Raw genomic sequence first — 12,003 nt, 5'->3', positions numbered from 1 at the left:
GATTGAAGGAGGGGGAGGCCTCGCGGCCTCCCCCTTTTTTGCGTTTACGGGCTTTTGTCTCACATAGTAGCTGTGTTTTATAACCCTCGTTTGTCGCATCTTCTGTGAACGGGCTACAATAATTTAGTTTGTGCGATATGGAGGTGAACATGGCTGAAGCTGGTATCGGCGTTGATATCGTCGAGATTTCCCGTATGAAATCAATTCTTGAAAAGACGCCGTCGTTTGCTCGGCGTGTGTTTACCGAAGAAGAGCGTGCGTATTGCGATGCATCATCGCGTCCCGCTGCTCACTATGCGAGCCGCTTTGCTTCGCGCGAGGCGGTGCTTAAAGCTCTCGGCACGGGTTTTAGTCAAGGCGTGGGTCGCAAGGATGTTTCGGTAACGCGTGATAAACTCGGCAAACCGAAGGCGCTGCTTTCGGGCCGTGCACTCGAGATCGCTCATGAGCTGGGTGTTGTTGAGGTCGCTCTTTCCATTACCCTTACAGGAGACTTAGCCGTTGCGAATGCCATCGCGATTACCGAAGATGCTCGGCCTAAGCCAAAAGATGAAAAGGTGAGCACTAAGAAACGCGTTGCGCAGACATTTAAAGAGGCTCGCTCTGTTTTAGATGAGCTTGAGCAGCTGCAGAATTCAGCATTGACGGAGCACCTGGGCGATGCTTCGCAAGATACGCTAGGAGCATAGATGAAACCGGTTTTGAGTACCGAAGAAGTCGTTCGTCTCGAGGATATCATCGAACGCGAAGGGACTTCGAAGGCCGAGCTTATGGAGCTAGCGGGCGAGTTTGCCGCCAACGAGGTCTTGAAGCTCAATCCCGATCGGGTTCTCGTTCTGGTCGGTTTTGGTAATAATGGCGGCGACGGTTGGGTTGCCGCCGATATCCTGAGCCATAAGGGTGTGGACGTGGATATCGTTTCTCCGGTTGAACCGGATGAGATTCCTGCTGCTCTGGCACGTCATGTTGCTCGTCGTACTGCCGGCCGCGATGTGCACGTTTGCGTCGGCCCCTCGCGTGATGAACTCGAGGTTTTGATCGATAAGGCCGATGTTGTTGTCGATGCCATTTTTGGTACCGGTTTTCACGGGAATCTGCGTGCGCCGTTCTCCATCTGGATTCCTACGGTCAATGAATGCGCCGACTGTGTCGTATCCATTGATGTCCCCTCGGGCCTGAATGCCGAGACGGGCGTTGTTGATGACGACTGCATTCGTGCCGAGCATACGGTGACGATGATTGCGCCCAAGATTGGTTTGTATAGCGCCGATGGCCCTGAGTATGCTGGCGATTTGATCTGCGGCAATCTTTACGACCGTCTTGACGAGATCATCGATGATGTCGACCACGCCGCCGAGATTGTCGAGCCCGGTGACTTAGTTGATTACTTTGCTCCACTACCTACGAATATCGATAAGTATTCCCGTGGCTCTGTGCTTATTGTCGCCGGATCTGCGCAATATCCTGGTGCTGCCATTATGGCGGCCAAGTCTGCAGCTCGCGCGGGTGCTGGTTACGTGGCAGTCGCGGCTCCTGACGCCTGCGCCAATCTTATTCGCATGGCACTTCCTTCGATTCCCGTCTTTGCTATTCCGTCTGATTCCCGCGGCTCCTTTGGCGCCGCTGCGCGCATGACGGTGTGCGAGATTGCAAAGAAGTACAGCTGCGTACTGTGCGGTCCCGGTATGACGACGTCTGCCGGCGCTATGCAGGTGGTTTCGGGCTTGCTCGAGCTTGATGTACCGCTTATTTTGGATGCCGATGCACTCAACTGCCTTGCTAAGATTGCCATTGACGGTATTGATAGTAACCCCGAGATGTATCGTCGCGAGCAGCCGTTGGTTATGACGCCGCACTATCGTGAGCTTTCGCGTCTGGTTGCCGGTGACGAGGTGAACGACCTTGGTACCGCGATTGCAGCCGCGCAGAAGGTTGTCTGGGCTGCAGGCTCCGACAATCTGGTGGTCATTGCCAAGGGGCCGACGACGGCTATCTGTGGCGTTGAGCGTGTGCTGCTGCCACTTTCGGGTCCGGCTTCTCTGGCAACTGCCGGTTCGGGTGATGTTCTCGCGGGTATTTTGGCCGGCACGCTTGCCACCATGCGCGACGAGATGGATCGTTGGGAGTTGCTGTATTCGTACGCCGTCGCACTTCACAGCTACGCCGGTTTTGCCGCGGCGACGGAGTATGGTGAGAAGAGCGTTATCGCGACCGATCTTATCGACTTGATTGGTCCTGCCATGGAGCTGGCAGCAAAGGATGCGCTCGAAGATCTGGGAATCATGGACGAAGGGTCGGATGACTAATCATGAATAAAGCCGATTTGACGCGCTGGTCCTGGGTCGAGATCGACCGCGGGGCGCTCCGTCGCAACACGAGGGCCTATAAGAACTTGTTGAATCCACGTCAGCGCCTGTGCTGCGTGGTCAAGGCCGATGCTTATGGTCATGGAGCTGTTGAGTGCGCCAAGATCATGTATTCGGCCGGTGCCGACATGTTTGCCGTGGCGACGGTTAACGAGGGCGTTGAGCTCCGACAGGGCGGGATTACGAAACCCATCCTCATCCTAAGCGAGCCGCCTATCGAGGCCATTCCGACGTTGCTCGAGTTTGATATCATGCCCTCGGTCTATACGTCTGACTTTGCTCTTGCGTATGGCGAATGTGCCGTCGCGGCGGGCAAGGTGGGCAAGTACCATCTTGCCATCGAGACGGGCATGAATCGTATCGGCGTTCACTACACACAGGTGCTCGACTTTGTCCGCGGCATCAGCTTCCATCGCGGTATTCAGTGCGACGGCGTATTTACACACTTTGCCACGGCCGATGAACCTTCGGGTTGGGACTACAAGCTGCAGTGCCAGCGTTTTACCGAGGCCGTTCAGGCCATTAAGGACGCAGGTTTTGAATGCGGTATCGTGCATTGTGCCAATACGCCATCCTCGATGCTCGATTCTTCAATGCACTTTGACATGATTCGTGCCGGCATCGGTTTGTATGGTCTGCAGCCATGTGAGCTGAGTGGTCGCGTGATGCAGCTTGATCCCGTCATGAGCGTCCACGCGCGTGTGACGCGCGTGGCGCATCCTGCGATGGGCGAGGGCGTGGGCTACGGCTTTACCTACCGCGTACCGCGCACGCGCGTTCAGATCTGCACCCTTCCGATCGGTTATGCCGATGGCCTTTCGCGTACGCTTTCCAATCGTATGGACGTGCTGTATCGCGGCGAGCGTGTGCGTCAGGTGGGCAATATCTGCATGGACCAGTTTATGGTCGCCATTCAGTCCAACCCGGCGCATGAGATTCCCGAGGCCGAGTATGGTGACGAGATGATCATTGTCGGCCGCGATGGAGATGCCGAGATTACCATGGACGAGATGGCGCGCCTACGCGGCACGATTAACTACGAGGTCGCTTGCGGCTTTGGTATGCGTCTCGACAAGGTCTACGTGTAGGAGTCGCTATGGGCGTCATGCACATCCCCGGCCATAGCCATCAGGCGCCGCGTGAGGTCGCACTCGAGGAGATCGAGGCCGTTCTGGACGATTGTCACCTTTGCCAGCTTTACCAGTCGCGCCATAACATCGTGTTTGGCGTGGGAAACCCCCACGCTCGCGTGATGTTTATTGGCGAGGCGCCGGGCCGCAATGAGGATTTGCAGGGCGAGCCCTTTGTGGGGGCGGCAGGCGAGGACCTCAACGGCATTTTGTCGCTGGCGGGGCTCAAACGCGAAGACGTCTACATTGCCAACGTGCTTAAGTGCCGCCCGCCGGGAAACCGCAATCCGCGTCCCGAGGAAGTGCTGGCTTGCTCACCGTTTTTGCGCGAGCAGATTCGAAGCATCTGGCCCGATATCATCGTGACGCTCGGCAACCCCGCAACGCACTTTGTGCTCAAGACCGAGATCGGCATTACCAAGCTGCGCGGCAGGTTCCATCAGATGGGGCACTTTGTGGTGATGCCCACTTTCCATCCGGCAGCAGCGCTACGCAATCCAGCGTGGCAGGAGCTGCTGGAGGAAGACTTTAAGATGCTGGGCGACTATCTGGGGCGACATCCCGCACCAGAGGACGCCTCGGAATAATAAGGAGCATGTATGTCCCTGGAGCGCCTGGGGGTAGGCACTTACAAAACGACTTGCGCTGCCGATACAGAGTACTTTGGCGAGCTAATTGCACCGTGCCTTGAGGACGGCGATGTGCTCATCCTGACCGGTGGCCTGGGAGTGGGCAAAACTCACTTTACCAAGGGCGTCTCGCGCGGGTTGGGCGATGGGCATATGGTTACGAGCCCTACGTTTGCGCTCATGGCCGTTCACGATCAAGGTCGTATTCCGCTGTTTCACTTTGATCTATACCGCCTGGAGCATGCCTACGAGCTCGAGGATACGGGCATTTTCGATGTGCTGGGCTATGAGGGTGCTTGCCTGCTGGAATGGGGCGAACAATTCCAGGACGAGCTGACGGATGAGTATCTTTCGGTGACGCTCAAGCGTGATGAGGGCGACAGCGATGTGCGAACGATAACGCTTGAGGCGCACGGTGACCGCGCAATGGAGCTTTCCCATTTGATTGATAAGGCTGTACAAGATGAGCTTGCATAACGACAACGCGCTGGTGGTGGCGCTCGATACCTCGACCGACATGCTTGCCTGCGCGGCAAGCTGGATTGATGGGCAGACGGGCGAGACGAAGCTCGTGAGTGGCGACCACATGTGTCGCCGTCACGCCAACGTTGAGCTCGTGAATACCGTTGATGGTGTGCTGGCTCAAGCCGGTCTGGATCGCAGCGATGTTGGTTGCTATGTGGTCGGCCGCGGCCCGGGGTCCTTTACGGGTGTGCGCATCGGCATCTCCACTGCCAAGGGCCTCGCGCGTGGTGCCAATGTTCCGCTGCTGGGCGTGTCGACGCTCGACGCTTGCGCTTGGACGGCGTGGAAGGCTGGCGTGCGCGGCAAGCTTGGTATCTTGGCCGATGCTATGCGCGGTGAGGTATATCCGGCGCTGTATATGCTGGTCGATGAGGGTCCCGAGCGTCAATTTGAGCGCGAACACGTGGTCAAGGCCGCCGTGGCGCTCGATGAGTGGCGCCAAGCAGCGGACTGGGGCCAGGTTCAGCTGACCGGTGACGGTCTCGTGCGCTATGGCAAGCTGCTGGGTGAGGACGAGGCCGCCCGCTGCGTGGAGCGCGACCTGTGGTGGCCTTCGGGCGAGGGCTTGCTGCTCGCGCACGCTGCGGGTGACGGCGATCCGGCCCGCGTCCTGCCGATTTACACGCGCCTTTCGGATGCCGAGGAAAACGAGCGCAAGCGTCTTGGTCTTGCCGAGAGTGCGCACAGCGAAATTACGGGCGTTGCCGATGAGCTCGCCGGTCGTCATCTGCAGTTCCGTCCCATGGGCGCGGCGGATGCCGAGGGCGCGAGCGCGCTAGAGGCTGCCTGCTTTGAAGGTGCCGGACACAAGGCATGGACGCCGGGCATGTTCCTGTCCGAACTGGGCGAGGACGTCGCTGCGCCGCGTAGTTGGTGGGTGGCACACGACGACGGCAAGCTGCTGGGCCTTGCCGGCGGTATGGTCGTGGACGGTGATGTGCAGATTCTGGATGTCGCCGTCGACCCGGCACATCGCCGTGAGGGCATTGCCCGCAAGCTGCTGTCGCATGTGAGCTATGATGCCCAGATGCTCGGCTGCACCACGGCTTCGCTCGAGGTCGAGGACGGCAACGAGGGAGCGATCGCGCTTTATAACGCTCTGGGCTTTACCGAGGCAGGACGGCGCCGCGGCTACTATGGTGCCGGCAAGGATGCCATCGTCATGACGGCTCCGCTGCCCCTGGTGCTTCCGGTCGACAATGCTTCGCCCGAGCCGACGGCGGCAGAGCAGCGCGTATGGCCGCTGCCTGCGCCTGGGCGCTCTGCCGAGGAACGTGTCGAGATTGAGCGTCGCCGCCTAGTGCTCGCTATCGAGAGCTCCTGCGACGAGACGGCGGTGGCGATTATCGATGCGGATGGCAATATGCTGGCCAACCAGGTGTCGACGCAGATTGATTTTCATGCACGCTTTGGCGGCGTGGTGCCCGAGATCGCCTCGCGCAAGCACGTCGAGGTGATTGTGAGTGTCGTGGATGCGGCACTCGAGGACGCCGCAGCGTCGCTGGGCCTTACGGGCGGAGCCATTACACCAAGTGAGCTTGCCGCCGTGGGCGTGACACAGGGTCCGGGCCTGGTGGGCGCCCTGGTGGTGGGCGTCGCCTTTGCCAAGGGCTTTGCGTATGCTGCCGGCAAGCCGCTCGTGTGCGTCAATCATCTGGAGGGCCACCTGTTTGCCAACCTGTTGGCGCAGCCCGACCTCAAGCCCCCGTTTATCTTTACGCTTGTCTCGGGCGGGCACACCATGCTCGTGCACGTGAAGGCATGGGGCGACTACGAGGTACTTGGTGAGACACTCGACGATGCTGTGGGCGAGGCCTTCGACAAGGTAGCCAAGGCGTTGGGTCTGGGCTATCCCGGTGGCCCCATCATCTCCAAGCTGGCCGAGACGGGCAATCCCCGCGCGATCGATTTTCCTCGCGCGCTTAACAGCAGGGGGGACTATCGCTTCTCGCTTTCGGGCCTCAAGACGGCGGTGACGCTCTACATCGAGCAGGAGACCAAGGCCGGGCGCACGATTCACCTGCCCGATCTGGCGGCTTCGTTTGAGGCAGCCGTCTTTGACGTTCAGTACAAGAAGGCCAAGAACGCGCTGCATGCCACCGGATGCAAGGAATACTGCATCGGCGGCGGCGTCTCGGCTAATCCGCATCTGCGCGAGATGATGATCAAGAAGCTTGGGCGTCAGGGGATCCGCGTAACGGTGCCACCGCTTTCGGCGTGCACCGATAACGCAGCCATGATCGCAGAGGTTGCCCGCCGTAAATTCGACCGAGGAGAAATCTCGCCGTTCGACGTCGACGCCGATCCAAACATGACGCTGTAGCTGGTACGGCGCGGTCCCCGGACGGAGGGGCCGGATATAAGGTTTCCTGCTCTACAGTCCTGCGCAAGACGAAGGCCACATTAAGTGGCCTTCTTTGCGTGCGGAACTCGCGATAAACCTTATATCCGGCCCCTCCGTCCGGGGACCTTTCTGTATCGATATAGCTTCTGAGCTGGTTTGGCGTCGACAACGTCCGGCAAGGTTAGCCAGCTGCGTCGAATTTCCGGCGTGCTTTAGCTGAAAGAAAAAGATGGTGTGCGGAGCTTTGCTCCGCATTTGGGATGGGAGCTCCCGCGGCTCCCGAGGGGGCATCTCTCATGCAAAAACTTTTGTTGGGTAAAGTCCGAGGTCAGTGGCGTTTTATAACGAGAAATTCAAAAAAGTTGAAAATCCATTACAAATTTGCGTTGACTTTAGGTAACTAAAGTTTCATACTCCTTTTCAACCACTGGGGGATGTGAACACGCACGGATCGTTCGCATCATGATTGAAGAGGATTTCTTAGACATGTTCACGCATCAGCTAAACATTATCAGCGTAGTAATTATCTGATGCGGGTTAGCACATACAGCTAGCCCGTACGATAACGGGCGGCTGATGAAGATGAGGGCCGTCGAGCGCAACCGACGGCCCTCATTTTTTTTATGTCTAGGAAGTTCTTTTTAGAGGAGGAAATGTAATGAACGGAGTTTTGCTCATGGTTGTGGCCGCGGCGGTGCTCGCCTGCGGCTATCTGGGCTACGGCCGCTGGCTGGCCAACAAGTGGGGCGTTGACAAAGAGGCCCTCACGCCGGCCAAGCGCATGAAGGACGGCAAGAGCTTCTCGCCCGTCTCCGCCTTTACCGCGTTCTCGCATCAGTTCAGCTCGATCTGCGGTGCTGGCCCTGTCACGGGTACGATCGTCGCCATGGCCTTTGGCTGGCTGCCCGTCGTGCTCTGGGTCCTCGTCGGCGGCATCTTCTTTGGCGCCGTCCACGACTTTGGCGCCCTGTATGCTTCGATGAAGAACAACGGCAAGTCGCTCGCTCAGCTCATCGAGAAGTACATCGGCAAGACTGGCCGTCGTCTGTTCCTGCTGTTCTGCTGGCTGTTCTGCATCATCGTCATCGCCGCTTTCACCGACATGGTTTGCAAGACGTTCATGTTCACTCCGGTCGTTGACGCTTCTGGCGCTGCTACCGGTGCCGTCGACTTCACCAAGTCCTATGCCGCCGGCTGCGCTGGTACCATCTCCATCCTGTTCACCTTCGTCGCTATCGCCTTTGGTTGGGCCCAGAAGAAGTTCAACCTCACCGGCGCTGCCGAGTTCGTCACCGGCGTGGTCCTCATGGTTCTCATGTTCGCCGTCGGTATGCAGTTCCCGGTCTACCTGGATAAGTTCCAGTGGTTCGCCGTCGTCATGGTCTACCTGGTCTTCGCTGGCGCTATGCCCATCCAGATGCTCAAGACCCCGCGTGACTACCTCACTTCCATCATGATGATCGTCATGATCGTCTGCGCTGTCCTCGGCATCGTTGTCCTGGGTGTTAACGGCCAGGCTACGATGACCGCTCCGGTCTTCACCGGCTTCTCTGGTGCCTCCGGCATGATGTTCCCGGTCCTGTTCGTCTCTGTCGCTTGCGGCGCTCTCTCCGGTTTCCACAGCCTCGTTTCTTCCGGTACCTCTTCTAAGCAGGTCGAGAAGGAGCAGGACGCCGTCAAGGTCGGTTACGGCGCCATGATCGTCGAGTCCTTCGTCGGCATCCTTGCCATCATCGTCGCCGGCATCATGTTCTCCGACATGAACACCGCCGGTACGGGCGCCCTCAACGCCGGTGTCGCTTCCACCCCGTTCCAGATCTTCGCCGCTGGCATCTCCCGCGGTATGCAGGCCTTCGGTGTTGACGGTACGCTCGCTACCGTCTTCATGACCATGAACGTTTCCGCTCTGGCCCTGACCTCGCTCGACGCCGTCGCCCGCATCGCCCGCACCTCGTTCTCCGAGTTCTTTGCCCAGACCAACGACGCCCTGGCCATCGAGTCCAAGGCCGGCTACATGAAGGTTCTCGGCAACCCCTGGTTCGCCACGGTCGTCACCCTGCTTCCCGGTCTCGTCCTTGCCTTTGGTGGCTATGCCAACATCTGGCCGCTCTTTGGTGCTTCCAACCAGCTGCTCGGCGGTATGACCATGATCACCCTCGCCGTGTTCTGCAAGTGCACCGGCCGCAAGGGCTGGATGCTCTACGTGCCCGTCGCCTTCCTGCTCTGCTGCACCTTCACCTCGCTGGTCCAGAGCGCCATGGGCTGCATGACCGCCGTCCAGGCCTACGGTTTCTTCGGCACCATCCCGGCTACCGCCACCACGGCCGCCGTTTCCGTCGCCGCCACCAAGGGCCTGCAGCTCGTTTTCGCCGTCCTGCTGATGGTCCTGGGCCTCATCGTCGCCGTCAACTGCCTCAAGGAGTTCTTCGGCAAGGAGGCCGGCTCCATGCCTGATGAGGAGCCCGAGTGGTCCGAGATGGGCAAGGCCGAGTACGGTCGCGCCGCTGCCGCTGAAGCTCCTGCCGACGCAGAGGCCGCCAAGGCCTAGTCGGTCGGACGGGTTGAATCTCCCATCTATTTGACTCGGAAAGACCGGGTCCGCAATCAAGCGGACCCGGTCTTTTTTCTTGTGAGAACAGGTGGTGCAAGGGCGTTCTCGCAGATGTTTTGCGTGGATAGGCTCGTGCGTTGTACCATATGGACGTATATGTGTGCATATGAAAGGGGCCCCGTGGCCAAGACGGTATATTCCGATAATCAAAACAATGTCGATGCTCTGGCTGAGCGTCTGAGCAGCCAGACATCGCTTTCTGCCGAGCGCGCCAAGCTGGTTGCCTACGACCTGCTCTGCCGCAAGGCGCTCAAGATTAAGTCGAGCGCGCTGGCGCAGATTTTCCGCTCCGTCGATAAGGAATGCGACACCAAGGCGATGCGCGATGAGCTTATCGCGGCAAATATCGTGACCAAGATCGAGGGCAGCGGCATTAACGGGCGCCCGGCGTTCTATACCATCAATGTCGAGATCCGCGATGCCCAGGAGCAGCCTGCCGAGTCCGTCGAAGATTTTGTCGTCGAGGATTCCGCTGACGTGCCTGCTGTGGAAGAAGCTGCTCCGCGTGAGCATGTCGATACCGATGAGTTGCTCGATGAGAACGTCGTGCGTGCCTTTACGGCCAAGGCGGGACGCGGCGGTTTTGGCGGGGGTGGCAAGCGCGATGCGCAGCGCCGCGCCCAGCAGGAGCGCTTCCGTCGTGCCGTTGCTCAAAAGGGTGAGACGGATGCCGAGGCTGTTGAGAACGAGGTTGCTGCCGAGTCGCAGAGGCCCGCGAAGGAGCAAAAGCCCGTGGAGGCCCAGGAGCCCCAGCGTCGCCGTGGTGCCCACTTTAAGGCTGCGCAGCAGGATGTCGCGCATGAGGTTGAAGAGCCTTCCGAGGCCGCAGACGATGTTGAGGAGTCTGCCAAGAAGGCCCCGGGCTCATGTCGTCCCGGACGTGGTTTTGCGAGGCGCGCGTATCCCGTAAGGCGTCAGGAGAAGGGCGAGCCGGCTCCGACCGCTCAGGCCGAGAAGGCCGAACAAACCGAGAAAACCGTTGAGCCGGCGGCTCGCGAGCAGAAGCCTGTTGAGCCGCAGCTTGAGGTTGCTGCCGAGGCCAAGGGCGAGCAGCCTACTGATGGGCAGACGGAGCAGGGCGCGTCGAGCAGGCCTCGCCGCCGTCGCCATCGCGGGGGTCGCAGTTCCCATGCCGAGACTGCAGCCGAGAAGACCACGCCGCAGGACGAGGATGCGAAGGCCGAGGTTTCTTCGGGGCAGCCTAAGCGCCAGCCGGCGAAGGAGAGCAAGTCCGATCGTCCGCAGAAGCAGGCGTCTATGCCGAAGCGCGAGCGCAATTCCCAAGGCGATTCTAAGCGCAGGTCTCAGAAGAAGCCGGAGTCTGCCGCAGCAGATGCTGCTGCCCAGCAGCCCGAGTCGGCCGTCCACGGCGAGGTATCGGCGTTTGCCCTTGCCCGCGTTTTAGGCAGGCAGCTGCTCAAAGTTGTCCCTACGCCTACGGCGCTCTCTAAGATCAAGGAGCAGCAGACACAGATCGTAAAGGTCGAGAGCAAGGACGGCAAAAAGGCTCCGCAGCGCACTCAGCACAACGAGATGTCCAACCGCAAGATTGCCGAGGAAATCGCAATCATCCAGGCTTGGATCGAGCAAAACCGAGGTGCCGATACGCCGGTTGCCTCGCGCCGCCAGCGTGCCTACCAGATTTTTAACGACGAGAAGGCTTTTGACGGCAAGCACGGCGAGCGTCTAATTCGGCGTATGACCGAAAAGGGCATCAGCATGCAGGCGATTAAGGTCGCCCCCAACCGCCCCGTGCACTTTACGGGTTTCTTTACGCTGGGCGCCGATAAGCCGTTCATTATGGTCGAGAACCTGGACACCTATGACGAGATCGTCAAGCTCCTGCGCGGCCGCAAGCACGCTAAGCTCTTTGGCATCAAGGTGGGCGGCGTGATTTTTGGCGGCGGATGCAAGGCGAGCGTCTCGCATGCCCTGGACGATTATCTGGCTGAGATCGGCTATCGCTTTAACTACGTCTACTACGTGGGCGATATCGACCGCGAGGGCGCGCGCATCGTCGAGCAGGCTCGCAATGCCAATGTGGTTGAGATTCGCCTGCATGCCGGCATGTACCGCGCCATGCTCGCCGAGCATAAGCGTCGCGTGAAGGCCGGCGGCGAGTGCGAGCCCGCGGCTGCCAACCAGGGCGTGCCGCAGAACTTGGCGGCGACGATCAAGGATCTGCCCATGGTCACGCGCGTGCAGTTCCGCAATGTGCTGCGCGAGGGCGGGCGCATTCCGCAGGAGATTCTGATGACCGCCGACTATCGGGATGGCGACTCGGGAAGCTTCGACCGCATGCTGAACAACTAAATTCCGCCGGCCCCGGGAGAGCGGGGACACCGGCTTAGGTTTCCTGCTCTACAGTCCTGCTCACGACGGAGGCCACATTAAGTGG

General features: G+C 59.5%; 8 protein-coding genes. All 8 read left to right on the top strand.

Annotated features, from left to right (window positions below; all coding sequences use genetic code 11):
• Nucleotides 1–149: 149 nt before the first annotated feature.
• Complete coding sequence (gene acpS / locus DXC99_RS10030; RefSeq protein ID WP_117630072.1) at nucleotides 150–689, top strand: holo-ACP synthase; 540 nt, start codon at nucleotides 150–152, stop codon at nucleotides 687–689.
• Nucleotides 690–2,306, top strand: coding sequence for an NAD(P)H-hydrate dehydratase (locus DXC99_RS10025; protein WP_117630071.1), 1,617 nt, complete (start codon nucleotides 690–692; stop codon nucleotides 2,304–2,306).
• Between the two features lie 2 nt (nucleotides 2,307–2,308).
• A complete protein-coding gene (alr, locus tag DXC99_RS10020) occupies nucleotides 2,309–3,454 on the top strand; it encodes an alanine racemase (RefSeq protein WP_117630070.1) in 1,146 nt (381 codons plus the stop codon).
• Between the two features lie 8 nt (nucleotides 3,455–3,462).
• On the top strand, nucleotides 3,463–4,083 hold the full coding sequence (locus tag DXC99_RS10015; RefSeq protein WP_117630069.1) for a uracil-DNA glycosylase: 621 nt from the start codon (nucleotides 3,463–3,465) through the stop codon (nucleotides 4,081–4,083).
• Nucleotides 4,084–4,095: 12 nt separating this feature from the next.
• Entirely contained in the window at nucleotides 4,096–4,602 is a 507-nt protein-coding gene (tsaE, locus tag DXC99_RS10010) for a tRNA (adenosine(37)-N6)-threonylcarbamoyltransferase complex ATPase subunit type 1 TsaE (RefSeq protein ID WP_006235849.1), read from the top strand.
• Nucleotides 4,589–6,973 carry a tRNA (adenosine(37)-N6)-threonylcarbamoyltransferase complex transferase subunit TsaD gene (gene tsaD, locus DXC99_RS10005; RefSeq protein ID WP_117630068.1) on the top strand — a complete coding sequence of 795 codons (2,385 nt, stop codon included), beginning with the start codon at nucleotides 4,589–4,591 and terminating at the stop codon, nucleotides 6,971–6,973. Before tsaE ends, tsaD begins: the two co-directional genes overlap by 14 nt.
• Before the next feature lie 679 nt (nucleotides 6,974–7,652).
• Nucleotides 7,653–9,542 carry a carbon starvation protein A gene (locus DXC99_RS10000; protein ID WP_117630067.1) on the top strand — a complete coding sequence of 630 codons (1,890 nt, stop codon included), beginning with the start codon at nucleotides 7,653–7,655 and terminating at the stop codon, nucleotides 9,540–9,542.
• A gap of 183 nt (nucleotides 9,543–9,725) precedes the next feature.
• The gene (locus tag DXC99_RS09995) at nucleotides 9,726–11,918 is read left to right on the top strand and encodes a hypothetical protein (protein WP_158551700.1); all 2,193 of its coding nucleotides are present in this window, start codon (nucleotides 9,726–9,728) and stop codon (nucleotides 11,916–11,918) included.
• The last annotated feature ends 85 nt before the right edge of the window (nucleotides 11,919–12,003 follow it).

Origin of the sequence: Collinsella sp. TF10-11AT (assembly GCF_003437565.1) — a bacterium.
GTDB lineage: Bacteria > Actinomycetota > Coriobacteriia > Coriobacteriales > Coriobacteriaceae > Collinsella.
Note: the sequence above shows the minus strand (reverse complement) of the source record. Positions and strands in the feature narration are given on the sequence as shown.

Bases quoted from the DNA above. Each gene is read 5' to 3' on its own strand.
- acpS (WP_117630072.1), top strand. From the start codon at position 150: ATGGCTGAAGCTGGTATCGGCGTTGATATCGTCGAGATTTCCCGTATG.
- DXC99_RS10025 (WP_117630071.1), top strand. From the start codon at position 690: ATGAAACCGGTTTTGAGTACCGAAGAAGTCGTTCGTCTCGAGGATATC.
- alr (WP_117630070.1), top strand. From the start codon at position 2,309: ATGAATAAAGCCGATTTGACGCGCTGGTCCTGGGTCGAGATCGACCGC.
- DXC99_RS10015 (WP_117630069.1), top strand. From the start codon at position 3,463: ATGGGCGTCATGCACATCCCCGGCCATAGCCATCAGGCGCCGCGTGAG.
- tsaE (WP_006235849.1), top strand. From the start codon at position 4,096: ATGTCCCTGGAGCGCCTGGGGGTAGGCACTTACAAAACGACTTGCGCT.
- tsaD (WP_117630068.1), top strand. From the start codon at position 4,589: ATGAGCTTGCATAACGACAACGCGCTGGTGGTGGCGCTCGATACCTCG.
- DXC99_RS10000 (WP_117630067.1), top strand. From the start codon at position 7,653: ATGAACGGAGTTTTGCTCATGGTTGTGGCCGCGGCGGTGCTCGCCTGC.